21 protein-coding genes and 1 pseudogene are annotated in these 22,167 nt (G+C 73.0%); 21 read left to right on the top strand and 1 reads right to left on the bottom strand.

Going from position 1 to position 22,167, the window contains the following annotated elements:
* Positions 1–72: 72 nt before the first annotated feature.
* The 10 genes from hisD to ACYVD5_RS23445 all read left to right on the top strand — a co-directional run bounded on the left by hisD (position 73) and on the right by ACYVD5_RS23445 (position 10,914).
* A complete protein-coding gene (hisD, locus tag ACYVD5_RS23490; RefSeq protein WP_461003293.1) occupies positions 73–1,401 on the top strand; it encodes a histidinol dehydrogenase in 1,329 nt (442 codons plus the stop codon).
* Positions 1,398–2,534 carry a histidinol-phosphate transaminase gene (locus ACYVD5_RS23485; protein ID WP_461003292.1) on the top strand — a complete coding sequence of 379 codons (1,137 nt, stop codon included), beginning with the start codon at positions 1,398–1,400 and terminating at the stop codon, positions 2,532–2,534. Before hisD ends, ACYVD5_RS23485 begins: the two co-directional genes overlap by 4 nt.
* 153 nt (positions 2,535–2,687) lie before the next feature.
* Positions 2,688–3,281, top strand: a complete 594-nt coding sequence (gene hisB, locus ACYVD5_RS23480) for an imidazoleglycerol-phosphate dehydratase HisB (protein ID WP_461003291.1) — start codon at positions 2,688–2,690, stop codon at positions 3,279–3,281.
* Between the two features lie 15 nt (positions 3,282–3,296).
* Positions 3,297–3,461, top strand: a complete 165-nt coding sequence (locus tag ACYVD5_RS23475; protein WP_461003290.1) for a hypothetical protein — start codon at positions 3,297–3,299, stop codon at positions 3,459–3,461.
* Between the two features lie 120 nt (positions 3,462–3,581).
* A complete protein-coding gene (hisH, locus tag ACYVD5_RS23470) occupies positions 3,582–4,217 on the top strand; it encodes an imidazole glycerol phosphate synthase subunit HisH (RefSeq protein ID WP_461003289.1) in 636 nt (211 codons plus the stop codon).
* Positions 4,218–4,337: 120 nt separating this feature from the next.
* Positions 4,338–5,069, top strand: coding sequence for a bifunctional 1-(5-phosphoribosyl)-5-((5-phosphoribosylamino)methylideneamino)imidazole-4-carboxamide isomerase/phosphoribosylanthranilate isomerase PriA (gene priA, locus ACYVD5_RS23465; protein ID WP_461003288.1), 732 nt, complete (start codon positions 4,338–4,340; stop codon positions 5,067–5,069).
* Entirely contained in the window at positions 5,066–5,854 is a 789-nt protein-coding gene (gene hisF, locus ACYVD5_RS23460) for an imidazole glycerol phosphate synthase subunit HisF (protein WP_461003287.1), read from the top strand. The genes priA and hisF overlap by 4 nt, the downstream gene beginning before the upstream one ends.
* A 243-nt stretch (positions 5,855–6,097) precedes the next feature.
* On the top strand, positions 6,098–6,694 hold the full coding sequence (locus tag ACYVD5_RS23455) for a peptidoglycan-binding domain-containing protein (protein WP_461003286.1): 597 nt from the start codon (positions 6,098–6,100) through the stop codon (positions 6,692–6,694).
* Positions 6,695–7,069: 375 nt separating this feature from the next.
* Positions 7,070–9,073: an ABC transporter ATP-binding protein gene (locus ACYVD5_RS23450; protein WP_461003285.1), complete on the top strand. Its 2,004-nt coding sequence runs from the start codon at positions 7,070–7,072 to the stop codon at positions 9,071–9,073.
* Complete coding sequence (locus ACYVD5_RS23445) at positions 9,070–10,914, top strand: ABC transporter ATP-binding protein (protein ID WP_461003284.1); 1,845 nt, start codon at positions 9,070–9,072, stop codon at positions 10,912–10,914. The genes ACYVD5_RS23450 and ACYVD5_RS23445 overlap by 4 nt, the downstream gene beginning before the upstream one ends.
* A gap of 102 nt (positions 10,915–11,016) precedes the next feature.
* Here the strand turns inward: ACYVD5_RS23445 and ACYVD5_RS23440 are convergent, their stop codons facing one another.
* The gene (locus tag ACYVD5_RS23440) at positions 11,017–12,000 is read right to left on the bottom strand and encodes an SIS domain-containing protein (RefSeq protein WP_461003283.1); all 984 of its coding nucleotides are present in this window, start codon (positions 11,998–12,000) and stop codon (positions 11,017–11,019) included.
* Positions 12,001–12,181: 181 nt separating this feature from the next.
* On the opposite strand from ACYVD5_RS23440, the pseudogene hisI reads away from it, so the two are divergent.
* The 11 genes and pseudogenes from hisI to ACYVD5_RS23385 all read left to right on the top strand — a co-directional run.
* Positions 12,182–12,553: pseudogene (hisI, locus tag ACYVD5_RS23435) on the top strand (phosphoribosyl-AMP cyclohydrolase); the annotation flags it as partial.
* An 89-nt stretch (positions 12,554–12,642) separates the two neighbouring features.
* Positions 12,643–13,323 (top strand): Trp biosynthesis-associated membrane protein, encoded by a 681-nt coding sequence (locus ACYVD5_RS23430; RefSeq protein WP_461003282.1) that lies wholly within the window; start codon positions 12,643–12,645, stop codon positions 13,321–13,323.
* Positions 13,323–13,685 (top strand): HGxxPAAW family protein, encoded by a 363-nt coding sequence (locus tag ACYVD5_RS23425; RefSeq protein ID WP_461003281.1) that lies wholly within the window; start codon positions 13,323–13,325, stop codon positions 13,683–13,685. Before ACYVD5_RS23430 ends, ACYVD5_RS23425 begins: the two co-directional genes overlap by 1 nt.
* 127 nt (positions 13,686–13,812) lie before the next feature.
* Complete coding sequence (locus tag ACYVD5_RS23420) at positions 13,813–14,259, top strand: DUF2752 domain-containing protein (RefSeq protein ID WP_461003280.1); 447 nt, start codon at positions 13,813–13,815, stop codon at positions 14,257–14,259.
* Between the two features lie 243 nt (positions 14,260–14,502).
* Positions 14,503–15,309, top strand: coding sequence for an indole-3-glycerol phosphate synthase TrpC (trpC, locus tag ACYVD5_RS23415; protein WP_461003300.1), 807 nt, complete (start codon positions 14,503–14,505; stop codon positions 15,307–15,309).
* A 252-nt stretch (positions 15,310–15,561) separates the two neighbouring features.
* Positions 15,562–16,779 carry a tryptophan synthase subunit beta gene (gene trpB / locus ACYVD5_RS23410; protein ID WP_461003299.1) on the top strand — a complete coding sequence of 406 codons (1,218 nt, stop codon included), beginning with the start codon at positions 15,562–15,564 and terminating at the stop codon, positions 16,777–16,779.
* 41 nt (positions 16,780–16,820) lie between these two features.
* Entirely contained in the window at positions 16,821–17,639 is an 819-nt protein-coding gene (gene trpA, locus ACYVD5_RS23405; protein WP_461003279.1) for a tryptophan synthase subunit alpha, read from the top strand.
* Positions 17,640–17,983: 344 nt separating this feature from the next.
* Positions 17,984–18,508 carry a MauE/DoxX family redox-associated membrane protein gene (locus ACYVD5_RS23400; protein ID WP_461003278.1) on the top strand — a complete coding sequence of 175 codons (525 nt, stop codon included), beginning with the start codon at positions 17,984–17,986 and terminating at the stop codon, positions 18,506–18,508.
* Positions 18,509–18,688: 180 nt separating this feature from the next.
* Positions 18,689–19,708 carry a DsbA family protein gene (locus ACYVD5_RS23395; RefSeq protein ID WP_461003277.1) on the top strand — a complete coding sequence of 340 codons (1,020 nt, stop codon included), beginning with the start codon at positions 18,689–18,691 and terminating at the stop codon, positions 19,706–19,708.
* Positions 19,709–19,730: 22 nt separating this feature from the next.
* Positions 19,731–20,810: a prolipoprotein diacylglyceryl transferase gene (gene lgt, locus ACYVD5_RS23390; RefSeq protein ID WP_461003276.1), complete on the top strand. Its 1,080-nt coding sequence runs from the start codon at positions 19,731–19,733 to the stop codon at positions 20,808–20,810.
* A gap of 9 nt (positions 20,811–20,819) precedes the next feature.
* Positions 20,820–22,013, top strand: coding sequence for a hypothetical protein (locus tag ACYVD5_RS23385; RefSeq protein ID WP_461003275.1), 1,194 nt, complete (start codon positions 20,820–20,822; stop codon positions 22,011–22,013).
* Positions 22,014–22,167 lie beyond the last annotated feature (154 nt).

Below are 22,167 nucleotides of genomic sequence, written 5' to 3'. Positions count from 1 at the left end.
GAAGCACCTTTCGCATGTCCAGAGGGGTCTGCGGTCACGCCCGCCGTGAAAGCCCGAGGCTAGAATGACGGCGTGATCTCCCGAATCGACCTCCGAGGCAGCGCGGGCGACCCGCGCGAGCTGCTGCCCCGCGCCGAGATGGACGTCGGGGCCGCCCTCGACAAGGTGCGGCCCATCTGCGAAGACGTCCGCGTGCGCGGCACCGAGGCGCTCATCGAGCTCACCGAGCGCTTCGACGGCGTCCGGCTCTCCGCCATCCGGGTGCCGCGCGCCGAACTCGACTCCGCGCTGGCCGCCCTCGACGGCGAGGTCAGAGCCGCGCTGGAGGAGTCCATCCGCCGTGCCCGCCGCGTGCACGCCGACCAGCGGCGCGACGACACCACCACCGGCGTCGTGCCCGGCGGCACGGTCACCGAGCGCTGGGTGCCCGTCAGCCGCGTGGGCCTCTATGTCCCCGGCGGCCGCGCGGTGTACCCCTCTAGCGTCGTGATGAACGCGGTGCCCGCCCAAGAGGCCGGCGTCGAGTCGCTGGCCGTGGCTTCGCCGCCCCAGGCCGAGTTCGGCGGGCTGCCGCACCCCACCGTCCTCGCCGCCTGCGCCCTGCTCGGCGTCGACGAGGTCTATGCGGTGGGCGGCGCCCAGGCCGTGGCCATGTTCGCCCACGGCGCCGGCGAATGCGAGCGCGCCGACATGGTCACCGGCCCCGGAAACATCTGGGTGGCCGCAGCCAAGCGCCTCCTCAAAGGCATCATCGGCATCGACGCCGAAGCCGGGCCGACCGAGATCGCTATCCTCGCCGACGACACCGCCGATCCCGGTTACGTCGCCGCCGACCTCGTCAGCCAGGCCGAGCACGACCCCGTCGCCGCCTCGGTGCTGGTCACGCCCTCCGCCGAACTCGCCGGCAAGGTCGAGACCGAACTCGCCGCCCGCGCGGCCGCCACCCGGCACAGCGAGCGTGTCGCCGAAGCCCTGGGCGGTCGCCAGTCCGGCATCGTCCTGGTCGACGACATCGCCCACGGCCTCGCCGTCGTCGACGCCTACGCCGCCGAGCACCTTGAGGTCATGACCGCCGACTCCGCCCGCCACGCGGCGGCGGTGCGCAACGCCGGCGCGGTCTTCGTCGGCGCCTACTCGCCGGTCTCCCTGGGCGACTACTGCGCCGGATCCAACCACGTGCTGCCCACCGGCGGCAGCGCCGTGCACTCGGCCGGGCTGAGCGTGCAGACGTTCCTGCGCGGCATCCATGTCGTCGAGTACGACCGCGGCGCGCTGGCCGCGGCCGCCCCGCACGTGCTGGCGCTGGCCGAGGCCGAGGACCTCCCCGCCCACGGCGAGGCGGTCGCTGCCCGCGTCGGCCCCAACGGCGGCGCGGGTGCCAACCAGGAAGGAGCCAGTTGAGTCCCGATCCCGGCGGCGCCCCCGCAACCGGCGCGTCCGAGGAACTCACCCTCGAAGACCTGCCCCTGCGCGACGACCTGCGCGGACGCTCCCCCTACGGTGCGCCGCAACTAGAGGTCCCCGTCGCGCTGAACACCAACGAGAACCCCTACCCGCCCTCGCCCGCTCTTGCGGCCGCGCTCGCGCGCAACGTCGAGACCGCGGCCGAGGGCCTCAACCGCTACCCCGACCGCGACGCCACCCGGCTGCGCGCCGACCTGGCCGGCTATCTCGGCCACGGGCTCGACTCCCGCCGCGTGTGGGCGGCCAACGGCTCCAACGAGATCCTGCAGCAGATCCTGCAGGCCTTCGGCGGTCCCGGCCGCACCGCGATGGGGTTCGAGCCCTCCTACTCGATGCACCCGGTCATCGCGCGGGTCACCTGCACCGAGTGGACGCCGCTGCAGCGCGGGACCGACGACTTCGGCATCGACCCGCAGACCGCCGTCGACGCGGTGCGGCGCAACCGGCCCGACGTCGTCTTCCTCACCTCGCCGAACAACCCCACGGGCACCTCGCTGCCGCTGGCGACCATCGTCGCTATCGCCGAGGCCGCCCCGGGCATGGTCGTCGTCGACGAGGCCTACGCCGAGTTCCGCCGCGAGGGCACTCCCAGTGCGCTGTCCCTGCTGGAGGACCACCCCCGGCTGATCGTGTCGCGCACCATGTCCAAGGCCTTCGCGCTGGCCGGGGCACGGCTGGGCTACCTCGCCGCCCACCCGGCCGTCATCGACGCGCTGCAGCTGGTGCGGTTGCCCTACCACCTCTCGGCCGTCACCCAGGTGGTCGCCGCCACCGCACTGGAGTTCTCCGGCGAGCTGCAGGGCCAGGTCAAGCAACTGCGCCAGGAACGCGACTCGCTGGTCGACTGGCTGCGCGAGCACGGCTACCCGGTGGCCGAGTCCGACGCCAACTTCGTGCTCTTCGGCGACTTCGCCGACCGCACCGCGGTGTGGCGCGGGCTGCTGGACCGGGGTGTGCTGGTGCGCGAGGTCGGCCCGCCGCACATGCTGCGCGTCACCGTGGGCACCGCCGCGGAAATGTCGGCGTTCCGCGATGCGTTGCTCCAGGTGAGTGCGGAGCTTTCGGCCTAGCTTGCCGCGGCCGCAATATTCGCCGCAGCGCCGGGCCGGTGGCAGTACCGGGCCGCTCGCCCTGCCGGGGCGGGCGCTCCGGCCCGACCCACCCCCCGTGAGACCATGAGCGGGCGCTGTGCCCGCCCGCCCCGCAAGGAGAAACCGCCAGCCATGAGCCGCATCGGCCGCGCCGAACGCGCCACCAAGGAGACCAAGGTCGCCGTCGAGATCGATCTGGACGGCAGCGGGGTCGCCGACATCGCCACGGGTGTCGGCTTCTACGACCACATGCTCGACCAGCTCGCCAAGCACGGCCTGTTCGACCTGACCGTGCGCACTGAAGGCGACCTGCACATCGACTCCCACCACACCATCGAGGACACCGCGCTGGCGCTGGGCGCGGCCTTTGCCGAGGCTCTCGGCGACAAGGCCGGAATCCGCCGCTTCGCCGACGCCAAGGTGCCGCTCGACGAAGCGCTGGCCGAGGTCACCGTCGACGTCTCCGGACGGCCCTACCTGGTGCACACCGAACCCGAGGGCATGGCCCCGGTGATCGGGCGCGACTACGACACCACGATGACCCGGCACATCTTCGAGTCGTTCGTGGCCCAGTCCCGGGTTGCCCTGCACATCCACGTGCCCTACGGCCGCAACGCCCACCACATCGTCGAGTGCCAGTTCAAGGCGCTTGCGCGGGCGCTGCGCCAGGCCTGCGAGCCCGACCCGCGGGTCAGCGGTGTGCCCTCCACCAAGGGCGCGCTGTAGTGGGCGAGGCGCGCAATGGCTGAGGTATGGGGCGTGCTGCTGATCGCACTGGGCGGTCTGCTCGCCGGCGGCACGGCCGCGATGTGGCGGGTGAACCGGGTGCTGGCGGTCGGGCTGGCGCTGTGCACGCTCGCGGCGGTGGTGGCGGGCGCGCTGCGGCTGGGCTACTTCGGCGGCTGATCCGCGCCGGGCCCAGCGGGCCGCCGCGTCCCGCACCTCCTGTACGACCGGCCCAACCGGCCAACTTGCCCAACTGCCCAACTTGTACGACCCGCACGATCCGGAAAGGCGGGATCCACCGTGCCGAAAAGCGTCGTCATCCTCGACTACGGCTCGGGCAACCTGCGCTCGGCCCAGCGCGCGCTCGAGCGCACCGGCGCCGAGGTCGCCGTCACCGGCGACCCGCACGCCGCCCTGGAGGCCGACGGCCTGGTCGTACCCGGTGTGGGCGCCTTCGCCGCCTGCAGCGAGGGCCTGCGCGCGGCCGGCGGCGACCGCGTCATCGGAAAACGGCTGGCCGGCGCCCGGCCGGTGCTGGGCATCTGCGTGGGTATGCAGGTGCTCTTCGAACGCGGCGTCGAGCACGGCGTGGCCAGCGAGGGCTGCGGCGAGTGGCCGGGCACCGTGGAGCGGCTGCAGGCATCCGTCGTGCCGCACATGGGCTGGAACACCCTGCAGGTGCCCGAGGGCAGCCGGCTGTTCGCCGGGACCGGCGCCGACGAGCGCTTCTACTTCGTGCACTCCTACGGTGTCCTGGACTGGACACTGGAGCCGGCCGCCCCGAGCATGCCCGCGCCGCTGGTGACCTGGAGCACCCACGGCACCCCGTTCGTGGCGGCCGTCGAGAACGGGCCGCTGTGCGCCACCCAGTTCCACCCCGAGAAGTCCGGCGACGCCGGCGCCCGGGTGCTGGCCAACTGGGTCGCCACGCTCTGAACGGCCGCCACCATCCCGCCTCCGGCCCCGCGGCCGCGCCGTGCGGTGCCGCAGTGCCCCGCCCGGCCCCGATGCACCCCGTCCTCCCACCGACCGAAACCCCACGAGTAAAGGCCACCGATGACCTCCACCCTTGAACTGCTGCCCGCCGTCGACGTGGCCGGCGGGCAAGCCGTCCAGCTCGTCCAGGGCAAGGCCGACTCCGGCGGCCGGTACGGCGACCCGCTGCAGGCGGCGCTGGGCTGGCAGGAGGCGGGAGCCGAGTGGCTCCACCTGGTCGACCTGGACGCCGCCTTCGGCCGCGGCCACAACCGCGACCTGCTCGCCGAGATCACCGGGCGCACCGATGTACGCGTGGAACTCTCCGGCGGCATCCGCGACGACGAATCGCTGCGCGCCGCGCTGGCGACCGGCTGCACGCGCGTCAACATCGGCACCGCGGCGCTGGAGAACCCCGACTGGTGCGCCCGCATCATCGCCGAACACGGCGACCGCATCGCCATCGGGCTGGACGTGCGCGGCACCACGCTGGCCGCCCGCGGCTGGACCCGCGACGGCGGCGACCTGATGGCCACCCTCGACCGGTTGGAAGCCGAGGGGTGCGCCCGCTACGTGGTCACCGACGTCACCAAGGACGGCACGCTCAAGGGCCCCAACCTGGACCTGCTGCGCACCGTCGCCCGGCGCACCGACAAGCCCGTGGTCGCCAGTGGCGGCATCGCCACCCTGGACGACCTCACCGCCATCGCCGCGCTCACCGGTGAAGGCGTGGAGGGCGCCATCATGGGCACCGCGCTCTACGAAGGCGCATTCACGCTGCAGGAGGCGCTGAAGGCGGTGAGCGCGGCATGACACTGGCCGTCCGCGTCATCCCCTGCCTCGACGTCGACGCCGGGCGCGTGGTCAAGGGGGTCAACTTCCAGAACCTGCGCGACGCCGGCGACCCCGTGGAGCTGGCCGCCCGCTACGACGCCGAAAGCGCCGACGAGCTGACGTTCCTGGACGTCACCGCCTCCAGCGGCGACCGCGAGACCACCTACGAGGTCGTGCGCCGCACCGCCGAACAGGTGTTCATCCCGTTGACGGTGGGCGGGGGAGTGCGCGCCCCCGCCGACGTCGACCGGCTGCTGCGCGCCGGGGCCGACAAGGTCGGCGTGAACACCGCCGCCATCGCCCGGCCCGAGCTGATCCGCGAAATCTCCCAGCGCTTCGGCAGCCAGGTGCTGGTGCTCTCCGCCGACGTGCGCCGCACCGGCGGCACCGGGGATACCGCCGATGCGGCGGCCACTCCCAGCGGGTTCGAGGTCACCACGCACGGCGGTCGGCGGGGCACCGGCATCGACGCCGTGGAGTGGGCCGCCCGCGGCGCCGAGTTGGGCGCCGGCGAGCTGCTGCTGAACTCCATGGACGCCGACGGCACCCGTGCGGGTTTCGACCTGGAGCTGATCGGGGCCGTGCGCTCGGCGGTGGACATCCCGGTGATCGCCAGCGGCGGAGCCGGGAAGGTGGAACACTTCCCGCCGGCGGTGGACGCCGGCGCCGACGCCGTGCTGGCCGCCAGCGTGTTCCACTTCGGCGAGTTCACCATCGAGGACGTGAAGTCCGAACTGCGCGCCCGCGGCAACCCGGTGCGCTGAGCCGCCGGACCGCCCGCACGGCGGCGTTGGCGGCGGCGCGTCCAACCGGGCCGCCGCCCCGACAGCCCCGGACCATCGAGACGCGACGCGTTGGTTCGACTACTGGTTGTCATTGCAACGCAACGTGACCGAAGATGGTCACGGCCGTTATCGCCCCGTGTCAAACGTGAACCCTGCAGGTCAGCCAGGCATCCTCACTGTTGTGCGCACCACACGCAACGAAGGAGGAGCGTACGGATGGTAATGGCAACGGGGGCACGCAGGGCGGCGGCGGTCATCGCTTCGGGCGCGCTTGCGCTCACGGCGGCGTTCGGCGCGGCCACGGCCGCCTCGGCCGACCGCATCGGCGACAAGGATCCCGCACTGGCCGAGCAGATCAACCAGCTGCCCTGGGAGGAGTACACCCAGGGCGACGCAGGCTTCGTCACGCGCGGCATCCAGTACCTGCTCGCAGAAAGAGTGGGCTACAACCCGGGCGCTGACGGCTTCGACGGCGTCTACGACTCCGCGGTGACCAGGGCCGTGAAGAAGTTCCAGCGCGACGTGGAAATTCCCGTAACCGGGAATGTCGACGCCGAAACCTGGAACGAGCTGCGCGCCTGGTACGGGGAGGTTCCGCCTCCCACCGAAGGGCACAAGGTATCGGCCGCCCAGAGCTGGCTCGTGAAGCGCGGCTACCTGAGCGAGGGCGACATCGACGGCATCTGGGGCCCCGTCACCGAAGGGGCTGTGAAGGACTTCCAGGCCAACACCTGCGACCCGGATACCAACGAGTGCCTCGACGACGACGGCATTGTGGGTCCGATCACCTTCCGCGCCCTGGTGACCGGCGGAGTCTAGGACGGTAGCCGACCGGGTGATACCCGGTGCTCACGCAACTCCCAGCGGACATGCTGTATTGATACCCACACCCATACCCATACGGTCTCCGGTACCCGAAGAAAGGCCGGGCCGCGCGCCGCGCGGCCCGGCCTGCTGTTTCGCAGGGCAGCCGCCACGGGCCGGCGCTTGCGCCCGCCCTCCGGCGGCCCGCCCCCGCCCCGCTCAAGGAAAACCTCCGCCACGCGGCGGAATAGTCCGCATACGTCCGCCGCTGAAGGTTATTGGCTACGGCCTGCCCGGTACGCCGGAGTAGGTTGTAGCGGCGGTGTTCGTCCCGTGATGGGACGGCATCGGATGACCGCTGCGATACCGGGCCTACGGGCGGGGGGACCTATGCCGCACGACGGCACAGACAGCCGGAAACCGACACAGGCTGTGTTCAGGCGCGGTTTGCGTGTGCTGTGGGTGGCGATGCGGACCGAATACGTGGTCTTCCTGGTCGCGGTCGGCGGCGCAGCACTGCACGCCGCCTTCAGCGTCGGCTCGGCCTCGGTGATGGGCGGCATCACCGACCGCGTCATCATGCCCGCCCTCGAAAACGGAGCCACCACCGCCGCGGCCCTGCTGGCCGCCGCCGGGCTGCTGCTGGGAGTGGGGCTGGCCAAGGCGACCGGCCTGGCCGGCCGGAGACTGTTCGCCGGGCTCATGCAGTTCCGCATGCAGGCGCGCTACCGCCGCTCGGTCTCGCGGACCTACCTGCGGCTGCCGCTGTCCTGGCACCACCGCCACGCCACCGGACAGCTGCTGTCCAACGCCAACGCCGACGTCGAAGAGGCCTGGCGCCCCCTCGCACCGCTGCCCATGGTCATCGGCAGCATCGTCATGCTCGCCATCGCCGCCGTCGCCATGGTCATCACCGACCCGGTCCTGGCGCTGATCGCCTTCGTGGTCTTCCCCGTGCTGGCCCTGGCCAACGTCATCTTCCAGCGCCGCGTCTCGCCGGTGGCAACCCGCGCCCAAGCGCTGCGCGGCGAGGTCAGCGAGGTCGCCCACGAGTCCTTCGACGGCGCCCTGGTGGTCAAGAGCCTCGGCCGCGAGGACCACGAAACCGAACGCTTCACCGAGGCCGCCCACCGGCTGCGCGACGCCCAGATCCAGGTCGGGCGGATGCGCGCCATCTTCGACCCGGTCATGGAGAACCTGCCCAACTTCGGCGTCCTGGCCGTGCTGGCGGTGGGCATGTGGCGTCTGTCCACCGGAGCCATCACCGCCGGAGACCTCGTACAGATCGCCTACCTGTTCACGCTGCTCGCGCTGCCCATCCGCTCCTTCGGCTGGGTCCTGGGCGATTTGCCCCGCTCCGTTGTGGGCTGGGACCGCATCCAAGCGGTCCTCAACGCCCAGGGCTCCATGCCCTTCGGCAGCAAGCGCATCGGCCAAGGCGAGGGCGGGATCGGGGTCACCGCCCGCGGAGTCGCGTTCTCCTACGAGGACGGGTTCGGCGGAAACGGGCGCGACCTGAGCGGTTCCGGCGCCGACACCGAAAGCGCCGCCGCCGACCGCAGCACCGCACAGCGCAGCACCGTGCTGCGCGGCGTCGAACTGGACATCGAACCCGGGCGTACGGTCGCACTGGTCGGCCCGACCGGCTCCGGGAAATCCACGCTCACCACGCTGCTGATGCGGCTGGTCGACCCCGACTCCGGCACGGTCGCCATCGACGGCACCGACGCCCGCGACCTGGCCAAGGGCGAGCTCGCCGGGGCGGCCGCGCTGGTGCCGCAGTCGACGTTCGTCTTCGAGGACACCGTCCGCGGCAACGTCACCCTGGGCGCCGGCATCCCCGACACCGAGGTGTGGGCAGCGCTGCGCCTGGCCCGCGCCGACTCCTTCATCGCGGCACTGCCCGAGGGGCTCGACACCCGCCTGGGCGAGCGCGGCACCAGCCTCTCCGGCGGCCAGCGCCAGCGGTTGGCCCTGGCCCGGGCCGTGGCCCGCAAGCCGCGGCTGCTCATCCTGGACGACGCCACCTCGGCGGTCGACCCCCAGGTCGAGGCGCAGATCCTCGCCGGACTGCGCGAAACCGACCTCGCCGCCACCGTGCTCGTGGTCGCCTCCCGCCGCGCCACCATCGAACTCGCCGACGAGGTCGTCTACCTGGAGCGCGGGACCGTGCTCGATCGCGGCCCCCACTCCGAACTGCTGGAGCGCTCGGCCGGCTACCGCCGCCTGGTGACCGCCTACGAGCGCGCCGCCGCCGAACGTGCCGGCCAACCCGACACGGACGAGGCCGAGGGCGAACCCCCGATCCGCGGCCTGCGTCCGTCCCCGGCGGCGGCCGGCGGCACCGGCGAGACCCCCGACCAGACCGAGGACACCGAGGAGATCGTGCGATGAGCGCCCCCGCCGCCGAACCCGGGCGCCGCGAGCCCGGCACCGACGAACCCGGACCCGGCGGTGACGCGCCGCAGGGCGGGCTGCACCGCAACAGCGACGGCGCGTTGGCCACCGTCCGGCGCGGCCTGCAGCTGTCCCCCGAATTCGCCCGCGGCCTGGGGCTGACCCTGCTGCTGGCGGTGGTGGCCACCGCCGGCAAGGTCATCGTGCCCATCGCCATCCAGCAGATCATCGACCGCGGGCTCGGCTCCGGCGGCCCGAACCTGGACTTCGTCGCCACGACCGTGGCGCTGTGCGCGGTCCTGCTCGTCATCACCACGGTCAGCGCCTACCTGATGAACGTGCGGCTCTACCGCGCCACCGAATCCGCACTGGCCACCCTGCGGCGCAAGGCGTTCCGCCACGTACACGACCTGTCGGTGCTGACCCAGAACAGCGAACGCAAGGGCGCCCTGGTCGCCCGCGTCACCGCCGACGTCGACCAGATCAGCACGTTCATGCAGTGGGGCGGCCTGCAGCTCATCGTCAGCATCGGCCAACTGCTGGTCGCCACCGTGCTCATGGGCGTCTACTCCTGGGAACTCACCCTGCTGGTGTGGGTGTGCTTCCTACCGCTGCTGTTCGGCGCGCGCTGGCTGCAGGCCCTGCTTTCCCGTGCCTACCTCGCCGTGCGCGAACGCACCGGCGACATGCTCGGCGCCATCGGCGAGACCGTGATGGGCGCCGCGATCATCCGCGCCCACGGCACCGAGGAGCGCACCGCCCAGCGCATCGACACCAGCGTGCTGGCCACCCGCACCGCCCAGGTCAAGGCCCAGCGGCTGTCCATGGCCGTCTCGCCGTTCGCCGAAATGGTCGCGGCGGTGGGCAACGCCGCCGTGGTGGTCGCCGGCGTGCTGCTGGGCATCGGCGGCGGCATCACCGCGGGGGAGCTGGTGGCGTTCCTGTTCCTGATGACCCTGTTCATCCAGCCGATGATGATGGCCACCGAAATCTTCAACGAGGCGCAGAACGCAATCGCCGGATGGCGGCGGGTGCTGGGCATCCTCGACACCGTCCCCGACATCGCCGACCCCGGCGAAGCAGGCGTCGAGCTGCCGCGCGGGCCGGTGCGTGTGCGCTTCGACGCCGTCTCCTATGCCTACCCCGGCGGCCCCACCGTGCTCGACTCCGTCGACGAGGAGATCGAGCCCGGCACCCGCGTGGCCGTGGTCGGCGAGACCGGCTCGGGCAAGACCACCTTCGTGAAACTGCTCACCCGGCTGATGGACCCGGTCCAGGGCCGGGTCCTCATCGACGGTTCCGACCTGCGCGAGGTGGCGTTCTCGTCGTTGCGCACCAGGATGGTGATGGTGCCCCAGGAAGGCTTCCTGTTCGACAGCTCGCTGGGCGCCAACATCCGCTTCGCCCGGCCCGAGGCCACCGACGCCGAGCTGCAGGCAGCCATCACCGAGCTCGGCCTGGCCGACTGGCTGTCCACCCTGGCCCACGGCCTGGACACCCCGGTGGGCCAGCGCGGCGAGTCGCTGTCGGCCGGCGAGCGCCAACTGGTCGCCCTGGTGCGCGCCTACATCGCCGACCCCGACCTGCTCGTGCTGGACGAGGCCACCTCGGCCGTCGACCCCGACACCGAGGTCCGCATCCAGCGCGCCCTGGACCGCCTGACCCGCGGGCGCACCTCGGTCGCCATCGCCCACCGGCTCTCAACCGCCGAGGCGGCCGACGAGGTCATCGTCTTCGACGGCGGCCGCATCGCCCAGCGCGGCACCCACCACGAGCTGGCCGCCGAGCCCGGTGTCTACGCCGACCTGCACGCCTCATGGGTGCGCAGCTCGGCATAGGTCCGCCACAGGTCCGGCAAGGCCCGGCAGGGGACACGGCCCGCGCCGGAACCGCCCCGGGCGCGGCCGCGCCGCCCGCTGCTCCCGCGCCGGGCGGGCGGCCTACGCCCGTTCGCGCTCGGACCACCAGTGGGCGGCCAGCAGCTCGGCCACCACCGGTTCGGTGAGCAGGCTCACATCCGGGTCGTTCTCGCCCGGGTAGCGCACGCTCATCGCCGCCCCCGGCACCTCGCCGCCCACGGCGACCGCGCGCCCCTTGAGCTCCAGCAGGTGGTCCAGCGTGCGCTCGTCGTAGTGGGAGCCGGCGAACAGCAGGGCCCGGTAGTCCGAAACCGCCGCCAGGTAGCGATCGGTGTGCGACCACTCGCCCGACTCGGTCGCGTGGGCCGCCAGCACCGGACCCTGCCGCAGCGCCAACGCTCCCTGCTGGGCCGAGCACAGCCGTTCGGCAGGGGCCACCAGGTGCAGCCCGTGCGGCGAGCGCAGCGCTTCGGCGGCACGCGGTACCCACTCCGGTGCCCGTTCCACCAGTCCGGCGGTGGAGTTGGCGCAGCGGCGCAGGGTCAGCGACATGTCGCCGCCCAGCGGCGGTGCCCCCAACCGGTAGCCCAGCAGCAGTAGCAGCGCCAGCGCGTGCTGGAACGCGCGGCAGGACAGTCCGCTGCGTTCCTCGCCGGCCAGCAGCGGCACCAGGATGTCGGCGTAGCGCGCCACCGGCCCGTCCGGCGCGTCGGTCAGCACGATGATCGAGGACTGCTCGACGTAGGTGTCCAGGATCGTGCACAGTTCGCGGTTGCCGCCGCCCGCGGCCACCGCCACCACCAGCGTGTCGGGTCCCGGCGGCAGCGACGCCTCGGCCGAGGCGTACTCGGCGACCGCACCCAGCCCCGCCAACCGCATCCGCGCCGCAGCGGTCGAACAGGCGTGGCGCGCAGCACCCATTCCCAGCAGCAGGATGCCCGCGGGTTCGTCCTCCAGCAGGCGCGGCAGCGCCTTGTAGGGGTCATGGCGGGCGAGGCGGTCGGCCAGCGCGAAGAGCGTGTCGGGCTTGGCGGCCAGGTCGGCGGTGAGCAGCTCGGCGGTCACTGGACTCCTGAGGTCGGGCCCGGGCGGCGGGCGATGGTGCGGTGTTGGAAACACTACGGGGCAGCCGGGTCCGGGCGCGGCCCCGACGGGCGATCGGCGCCGCCGAGCCGCTGCGCGGCCCGCCGCGCCCGCTGAGCCGACCCCGCGGCAGCCTCCGGCGCGGGGCAAATAGGCTGGAGCCATGAGCACCAGCCCTCCCGCAGGCGCCTCCGGCACCGCCTCCCCGCGGCTCGCGCCCGAGATCGCGGCCCGGCTCACCCGCAACCCCGACGGCCTGCTCCCCGCCATCGTCCAGCAGCACGACACCGGCGAGGTGCTCATGCTCGCCTGGATGGACGACGAGGCGCTGCGCCGCACCCTCGCCACCGGCAGCGCCACCTACTGGTCGCGCAGCCGCGGCGAGTACTGGGTCAAGGGCGCCACCTCGGGCAACGTGCAGCGGGTCGTCAGCGCCGCACTCGACTGCGACGGCGACACCCTGCTGATCCGCGTCGACCAGACCGGCGCCGCCTGCCACACCGGCGACCGCACCTGCTTCGACGCGCGCGAACTGCCACTGGGCGACCAGAGCACCCAGGGCGGACGCGGCGGCGGTGCCGGTGGCGGCCCCGACCGCACCGGCACCGCCGCCGGGGACGCATCGTGACCCAGCGCCGCAGCCGCGCCGAGTACGCCGCCGTGCTGATCGCCCTGGCCGCCGGCGCCGGCGCGCTCGCCGGAGCCTCCGGACGCACCTGGGCCCGCGCCGAGATCGCGCTCGGCGGCTCGCTGGCCCCCGCACCCGTCGCCCTCACCGGCGACGACACCGCCCCCGGTGCCTTTGCCATGGGCCTGGCCGGGCTGGCGGCCCTGGCCGCCGTGCTCGCCACCCGCGGTCTGGCGCGCCGGGTCCTCGGCGGCATCGTCGCGCTGTTCGGCATCATCGGCGCGGCCGGTGTCTGGCGCGGTACCCGCCCCCAAGCGCTGGCGGATGCGGCCGCCGACCGGTCCACCGCCCACGGCGAGGTCGAGGCGCTGCACCTGGCCGCGGCCTGGCCCGCGCTCGCCGCCGCCGGAGCCGTGCTGATGGTCGCCGCGGGCGCCTACACGCTGCTCCGGGGGGCTGCCTGGCCCGGCATGGGCAGCAGGTACGATCGCCACAGCGCCCCGGGCGCCGCCGACTCCGGCGACCCCGCCGAGCTGTGGAAGTCACTGAGCAGCGGCGCCGACCCCACCGTCGAACCCGGCCCCGATCCCGGCGCCGGGGCCGTCCGCGAACACGGCCGCGCCGGTGCCGGCCGGTCCGCGCCCCTTACCGATCACGAGAACCCGAAGGAGCCTTGATGGCCGACGACGAACACCACGAGGACCACGGCAACACCGTCGCCGCCTGGTTTCTGACCGTGTCCTGGATCATCGTGTGGACCGCTGCCGGGTTTGCGATCATCCTGGACGAAAACGTGGTGATGTGGTCCGCCGTCGCGCTGGCCGCCAGCGTCGTCCTGGCCGCCGTCGCCGGCATCATGAAGAAGGCCGGGCTCGGCCGCAAACACCCGCGCCCCACCCCGCCCACCCGCCAGGAGTGGGAGGCGCTGCAGGCCGAGCAGCAGCAGAAGTCCGCGAAGAACCGCGCCGCCGCCGAGAAGCCGGCCGAGGCCGCCGGCGCCGGCGAAGAGTCGGAGTCCGAGGCCACCGCGGCCCGCTGACCCCTGCCGGGCACCCGCGCCGGGCGCATGGACGCCCGGCGCAGCCCGCAGTAGATTGGCGGCGGCACGCTCGTCCGCCACCCCCCCCCGCCCTGCAGGCCATAAGGACCATGGAGCCGGCTGACCGATGGCCGCAAACGAGACCGCGCGCGCACCGCAGCGGCGCCGCCTGCACCCGGGTGTGCCGCCGCTGCTGCTGGGCGCCGCCGCACTGGCGGGCGCCACACTGCTGCATTTCGTCGACCCCAACGAGTCCGGCAACTACCCCACCTGCCCGTGGCTGGCGATCACCGGGACCTGGTGCCCGGGCTGCGGCACCATGCGCGCCATCCACGCGCTGACCCGGCTCGACGTCGTCGGCGCCGTGCAGATGAACCCCATGATGATGGCGATCGCGCCCTTCATCGCCTACGCCTACTTCTACTGGCTCTACCGGTCCTTCCGCCCCGCCCCGCCGCGCGCGAAACCGCCGCAGAACGTGCACCCCGCGTGGCTGTGGTCGTTCCTCGCCGTGCTGCTGGTGTTCTGGGTGGTGCGCAACCTGCCGTTCGGCCAGTTCCTCGCGCCCGGCTAGCCACGCGTCGGTTCCCCGCCGAATGGGGGGACTTGGCCACGGGTGCGCCCGGACTCGATACGATCGGTAGTACCCGAACGCGGGGCGGCCCGCTCCCGGTGCCGGCCCGGCCCCGGCGATCGGGCGCTTGGGCACCCGGGCGCGCCGCCCGCCCACCCGCGGGCACCTCGGGCGGCCCGGACCTTCCCGCACGAGCGGGACGATCCGCGTTCACCCACCGGCGAAATGAGGGGGCAGTCCCACGTGAGCGTGCTCGACGAAATAGTCGAGGGAGTGCGCGCCGATCTCGCCGATCGGCAGGCGGCCGCACCCCTGGAGCGGCTCAAAGAGGCGGCCGAGTCCGTGCCCTGGCCCCAGGACGTTGCCGCGGCGCTGCGCAGCCCCGGCGTGCAGGTGATCGCCGAGGTCAAGCGCTCCAGCCCGTCCAAGGGCGCACTCGCCGAGATCACCGACCCCGCTGCGCTCGCCCGCGACTACGCAGCCGGCGGCGCCGCACTCATCAGCGTCCTCACCGAACAGCGGCGCTTCAAGGGCAGCATCGCCGACCTCGACACCGTCCGCGCGGCGGTGCCGACCCCGCTGCTGCGCAAGGACTTCGTTATCAGCTCCTACCAGCTGTGGGAGGCGCGGCTGCACGGTGCCGACGCCGTGCTGCTGATCGTCGCGGCACTTGAGCAGCAGGCCCTGATCTCCCTGGTCGAGCGTGCCCGCTCGCTGGGGCTGACCCCGCTGGTCGAGGTACACACCGCCGACGAGGTCACCCGCGCGCTCGACGCCGGGGCCACCGTCATCGGCGTCAACGCCCGCGACCTGCGCACCCTGCAGGTCGACCGCGACACGTTCTCCCGCCTGGCGCCGCTGATCCCGGCGGACCGCGTCCGCGTCGCCGAGTCCGGTGTCCGCGGCCCGCACGACCTGCTGGCCTACGCGGGCCACGGCGCCGATGCCGTCCTGGTCGGCGAGAGCCTGGTCAGCGGCCGCCACCCGCGCGATGCGGTCGCCGACCTCGTCACCGCCGGCGCGCACCCGGCCCTGCGGGACCGGAGCTGACCGTGGGGGCTCCTTCGGGCCCGGTCCCCGCCCGCGCCGGGCTGCCCGGCACCGGCCGCAGCCCCGGCCCGGTGCGCTCCGGCCGGCGATGGTCTTAGGGGGCGCCGCGCAGCGACGCGGCGGCCCCCGCAGCAGCGCCGACCCTCCAATGGCCGGCGCGCCCGGGCGCCCGCGTCCGGACGCCGGCCTCCACGACCGCAAAGGGCGCGCGCTCCGCGCGCCGACATGGAGAACAACATGCCATCCGCGCCTATGGACCACGATCGGCCCGACGCCCGCGGGCACTTCGGCCGCTACGGGGGCCGGTTCAGCCCCGAGGCCCTCATCGCCGCCCTCGACCAGGTCGCCCGGGAGTGGGAGAAGGCCAAGAACGACACCGGCTTCCGCGCCGAACTCGACGCGCTGCTGCGCGACTACACCGGCCGCCCCAGCCTGCTGACCGAGGCCCCGCGTTTCGCCGAGCACTGCGGCGGCGCCAGGGTGCTGCTCAAGCGCGAGGACCTGAACCACACCGGCTCCCACAAGATCAACAACGTGCTCGGCCAGGCGCTGCTGACCAAGCGCATGGGCAAGACCCGGGTGATCGCCGAGACCGGCGCCGGCCAGCACGGCGTGGCAACCGCGACCGCCTGCGCGCTGATGGGCCTGGACTGCGTCATCTACATGGGCGAGGAGGACACCCGGCGCCAGGCGCTCAACGTGGCCCGGATGCGGCTGCTGGGCGCCGAGGTGGTGCCGGTGGCCATCGGCAGCCGCACGCTCAAGGACGCCATCAACGAGGCCTTCCGCGACTGGGTCGCCAACGTCGAGACCACGCACTACCTGTTCGGTACCGTGGCCGGCCCCCACCCGTTCCCGGCGCTGGTCCGCGACCTGCATTACGTCATCGGCGCCGAGGCCCGCGCCCAGGCGCTGGACCTGACCGGGCGGCTGCCCGACGCGGTCGCCGCCTGCGTGGGCGGCGGCTCCAACGCGATGGGCGTCTTCGCCGCGTTCGTACCCGACAGCGACGTGGCCCTCTACGGCTTCGAGGCGGGCGGTGCCGGTGTGGAGACCGACCGCCACGCCGCCGCGATCTCCGGCGGCAGCCCGGGAGTCTTCCACGGTGCCCGCACCTACGTGCTGCAGGACGAGCACGGCCAGACCCTGCCCAGCCACTCGATTTCCGCCGGGCTGGACTACCCGGCGGTGGGGCCCGAGCACGCCTGGCTGGCCGACAGCGGCCGGGTCACCTACCGGGCGGTCACCGACGCGGCCGCCATGGAGGCGTTCAAGCTGCTCAGCCGCACCGAGGGCATCATCCCGGCGATCGAGAGCGCCCACGCGCTGGCGGGCGTACGCGAGATCGGCGCCCGGCTGGGCCCCGAAGGCGTCATCGTGGTGAACCTGTCCGGGCGCGGGGACAAGGACGTCGACACCGCCGCCGCCTACTTCGGGCTCGTCGACGGCGACAGCGGGGACCAGGCGTGAGCGGGCGTACGGCAGTCAGCGGGCGAGACGAGCGAGGGACCATGAGCGAGACGACACTGCAGGCCGCGCTGGCCCGCGCCAAGGACGCCGGGCGGGCCGCCCTCATCGGCTACCTGCCTGCGGGCTTCCCCGACCCCGATTCCTCGATCCGGGTGATCGAGGCGATGGTCGCGGGCGGCTGCGACGTCGTCGAGGTCGGGCTGCCCTACTCCGACCCCACCATGGACGGCCCCACCATCCAGCGGGCCGCCGACACTGCGCTGGCGGCGGGCACCACCCCCGCCGACGTGCTGCGGGTCGTGCAGGCCACGGCCGCCACCGGTGCCGCGGCGCTGGTGATGACCTACTGGAACCCTGTGGAGCGCTACGGCCCGGCGCGCTTTGCCGCCGACCTCGCCGCCGCGGGCGGGGCGGGCGTGATCACCCCCGACCTCATCCCCGAGGAAGCGGGGGAGTGGTTCGAGGCCACCGACGCCACCGGGCTGGACCGGATCTTCCTGGTGGCGCCGTCCTCGACCGACGAGCGCCTGGCGCTGACCGCCGGAGCCAGCCGCGGCTTCGTCTACGCCGCCTCGCTGATGGGCGTCACCGGAACCCGCACCCAGGTCGCGGGCACCGCCGAGAAGCTCGTCGCGCGCACCAGGAGCGCAACCGGCGGCAGCGGGCCGCCGGTGTGCGTGGGCCTGGGTATCTCCAACCGCTCCCAGGCCGCCGAGGTGGCCGCCTATGCCGACGGCGTCATCGCCGGTGCGGGCTTCTGCCAGCGGGTGCTGGACGCCCCCGATCCGGAGACCGGACTCAGCGCGGTGCGCTCCTTTGCCGCGGAGTTGGCGCAGGGTGTGCGCGAGGGCCGCGGCTGAACACGGCGCCCGGCCGGCGGGGCCGGCCGGCTGACCCGCCGGCCCCGGCGGCGGCCGGGTCGGCGCGGCGGTCCGGCCGGAGCGGAGCGCGGCGGGTAGCGGCAGGTAAGAGAAGTAAAAGTTGCGTGAGAGTAGCCCCCCGGGCGCCGTTGGCGGGCATGACCCCGGCGCCGCGCATCGTTACTGTGCAGCGGGGACACCCTGCGGCCGCGGACGCGCGGTGCGGATTTCCGACTCCGCGTGTTGGCGTGCGGACCTAGAGTAGTATCCGCACGGTGCGCCACTTCCGGTGGCGGCCCCCTGCACAGCTGTACAGACCGCCCTAGCCCCCGGGAATACCGACATTGGACACCACACACCCGCCGGCTTCAGGCGCCCAAGGCGCCGCTGAACCGGCACCGAGCCGCTGGGCGGCGATCCAGCCCTGGGTCACCCTGCTGGCGCGCGTCGGCATGGCCGCCGTGCTCGCCTTCGCCGCCATCAGCAAGCTGCCCCCCGCCCTGTCGGTGCAGTCCGTCGAGGCCTACCAGCTTTTCTCGCCCGAGCTCAGCCAACTCATCGGTTTCACCCTGCCGCTGCTGGAGTTCGCACTGGCCCTGCTACTGGTCATGGGGTTGGCCACCCGCTACGTGGGCGCCGCCTCGGGCCTGCTGATGCTGGTGTTCATCGCGGGCATCGCCTCGGCGTGGGCCCGCGGGCTGGCCATCGACTGCGGGTGCTTCGGCACCGGCGGGCCGGTCGACCCGGGCGAGACCCAGTACGGGCTCGACATCGCGCGCGACCTCGGCTTCGCCGCGCTGGCCGCGATCATGGTGATCTGGCCGCGCTCGCCGTTCGCGCTGGACAAGGTGTTCGGCCTCTACCGCTGAACCACCCCGGGGCGCGTCCGGCGGCAACGGGCGCGCCGGCGGAGGCGGGACCCGCGGAGGGGACCCCGGCCAAGGGCACGGCGCTCGGGAACGCGGCCGAGCAGCGCACCGGCGCACTCGCCGCCCGCCGACCACGGCGCCCAGACCAACGAAGAGACTACGGATCACGGTGATCGGCTGATGGGCAAGGCTGCGCGGGAAGCGTCCCGCCAACGACTCAAGCAGGAACGGGAGAAGGCCAAGCAGAGGGCCAAGCGCAACAAGATGCTGGGCGTCGTCGGCGCCGCACTGGCCGTCGTGCTGGTGGTTGTGGGCGGCGGCTACTTCTTCCTGTCGCAGCAGCGCGCGCAGGAGCAGGAGTTCGCCAACCGCTACGAGGAACTGCCCCAGCAGCAGCTGCAAGAGGACGGCAGCGTCGTCGTGGCCGAGGAGGGCGTCGAAGCCCCGGTGGTCGAGGTCTACGCCGACTTCCAGTGCCCGGCCTGCAAGCAGTTCGAGACCGCCAGCGGCCCGACCCTGCAGCAGTTGGCCGCCGAGGGCGAGGCGATCGTGCACTACCGGCCGGTGAGCATCTTCGCCCAGTCGCAGGCCCCGTTGAACGCCAACTCGCTGCGCGGCGCCGCAGCAGCCCGGTCCGCCGCCGACTACGGCAAGTACGTCCAGTACAACGACCTGCTGTTCGAGAACCAGCCGGCCGAGGGCAGCAAGGGCTTCGCCACCGGTGACCTCAAGCAGTGGGGCAAGGAGGCCGGCATCGACGACTCCGGCTTCGCCAAGCGGGTCGACTCCGAGAGCAAGGTCGTCGCCGAATTTACCGGCGAGTACCTGCCCGAGCTGCAGTCCGCTGCCCAGCAGCAGATGAGCGAGCAGGAGATGCAGCAGATGGGCGTGGCCGAACTCATCGCATGGGGCGACGACAACGGCCTGGACAGCTCGTTCCTCCAGGACACTTATGTCAAGGAGGTCATCGATGCCACGTCCGCGGTCAAGGAAAGGTACTCTTCCGGAGCGAACGCCTTCGGTGGAACACCCGCGGTTTATGTCAACGGCGAACTGATGGGCGACGCCGCCTTCTCCGGCGACGGTGTCAGGAACGCGGTCAAGGAGGCGGGAGCCGGCGAGGTCGACACCGAGCCGCTCGACGGCGCCGCCAGCGGGGCGGCCGCCGATGCCTCGCCCGACCCGCAAGCCTCACCCTGACCCCAAGGAACAGATCCGCGCGATGACGAATTCGCTGATCGCCCCCGAGGGCGCGGCCGGTCCCGGCCGCGCCCTCGCGGCCATCCCCAGCCCCGATGTGAGTTCGATCTCGCTCGGACCCGTGACCATCCATTTCTACGCGCTGTGCATTCTGGCCGGCGTGATCGCCGCCGTCTTCTGGAGCGAGCGCCGCTGGGCGGCGATGGGCGGCGAAAAGGGCACCATCATCGACCTCGCGGTGCCCGCGGTGCTGCTGGGTCTGCTGGGCGGGCGCCTTTACCACGTCATCAGCGACTACCAGCTCTACTTCGGACCGGGCCGCAACCCGGTCGAGGCGCTCTACATCTGGAACGGCGGCCTGGGCATCTGGGGCGCGGTCCCGCTGGGTGCGGTGGGCGTGTGGCTGGTGGCGCGGCGGCGCGGTATCTCGCTGTCGAAACTCTCCCTGGCCATCGCCCCCACCATCCCCCTCGCCCAGGCGCTGGGCCGCTGGGGCAACTACTTCAACCAGGAGCTGTTCGGCCGGCCCACCGACCTGCCGTGGGCCGTGCACATCTCGCTCGACTACTCCTACAACGCCAACGGCGCCCCGCGTCCGGGTATGCAGCTGCTTCCCGGGAGCAGCTCGGAGTACTACAGCACCTACCACCCCACGTTCCTCTACGAGTCACTGTGGTGCCTTGCACTCGCGGTACTGCTCGCCTGGCTGGGCAGGCGTTATGGCGATCGGATGGACGGCGGGCGGCTCTTCGCGGTCTATGTTATGGGCTACTGTGTGGGTCGGTTCTGGATCGAGTACCTGCGCGTCGACCCTGCGCACGTGATTCTCGGCCTGCGGCTGAACAACTGGACCTCCGTCCTGGTGTTCGCGGCCGCCCTCGGCTACTTCCTGTGGGCCGGCCGCCGGCTGGACTCCTTCTCCAGCCGGGTTGTCCCCGCGGGCCACGACGCCGGAACCGAGGTGTTCGACACCGACCCCGCGACCTCCGCCGACAGCGATGCCGGCGGATCTGACTCCGACGGCGCGGGAGAAACCAGCCAAGAGACAGGCACAGCCGGGCGGCCGGGAGGCAAGGGCACCGCACCGCCCGAGGATGGATGAGTTGACCACGTGAGCAAATCCGACCCAACCGGGCCATCGGGCCGAAGGCGTTCGCGCCGGGACGCACCGGCCCGCGCACCCCGGGAGCGCACCGAGGCCGACGACACCAACACCGATCGCGGCACCGACGATGACACCCCGGCCGCGAATACGCGCCGGGGCGGTCGCTCCGGCCGCGGTCGCGGGGCCGCGCGCGAAGCCGACACGGCGCCCCAGGGGCGCACCGATTCGCCGGGCCGCTCCGGCAAGGGTGCCCGGGGCGGCAAGAACGGGCGGCGCGCCGCGTCCTCAGCGCAGCAGGCCGGCGGCCGGCGCGCGGGGCGCACCTCCGCCGGGCTCGACCCCGTCTCGAAGTTCTCCGCGTCGGCGCTGCGCCGTGTCAGTGTCCTGGGCGACGGCCCCAACCAGATCGTCCACAACCTCGCTGAGCAGAGCCGGCGCAAGCGGGGCAGTGCGATGCTGGGCACACTGCTGGTGCTGTGCGGCACGTCGCTGCTGGCGCTGCTCGGTGTCCTCGGCTACCAGTTGGCGAGCGCACCGGCCGGCGGACCCGGCCTGGGCGGCAGCAGCAGCGCCATCGTCGCCCCGCCGGAGGGCCACTCCACGCTGGTCCCCGCCCTCTACCAGGCCCAGCCCCAGGACGACGCGTTCGAGCCCATCGCCGAGCGCGGCGGCCCCAGCTCCGGCACGCTCGTCAAGGACGACGTGTTCAGCTCCGGCACAGAGGAACTCGAACTGGACGGCAGCAAGCTGGTCCGCGACCAGGCCGAGGTGACCGAAACCTGCACGTCGCTGGTGTGGGGCGAGGAGGTCGCCCAGTCGCTGGTCGACGGCGACTGCACTTCCGCGGGCAGCGCGGTCTACCTCAGCGGCAACGAGGAGTACGTCGCCCAGTTCGCCCTGTTCGACCTGGCCGACTCCGAGGCCGCCGGCGATGTGGCCGCGGCGCTGGACCCCGGCGACTCCGAGACCGCCCCCGGGTTCCTGCTGCCGCAGAAGGGCGGCATGGACGGGCTGCACAAGGGCTACAGCCAGGCGACCGCGCAGGTTATGGGACACTACCTCGCGGTGTACTGGGTGGCGTCCGCCGACGGCAGCGAGCCCGGCGACGACGACACCCGCACCCTCTCGACCCTCAACGTCGCGGCGATGAACGCCTCCACGTGGGTCTACCGGCAGGTGGAGGCCGCCGAGCAGCAGTGATCCGCCGCCGCGGCCGCGCTGCGGTCCGCGGCGGCCGGAGGGCGGGATGGCGCGGGTGCCGCTGCAAGCTAGGATTTGCGGACCGGCGGCATGGTCACCTGCGCCACCGCCGTTTCACCCCGCTACATGAGAACACGCCCCCCGCGACCGTCCG

It is taken from the genome of Streptomonospora sediminis, from assembly GCF_054778995.1.
This window is presented reverse-complemented; position numbering and strand designations above follow the sequence as displayed.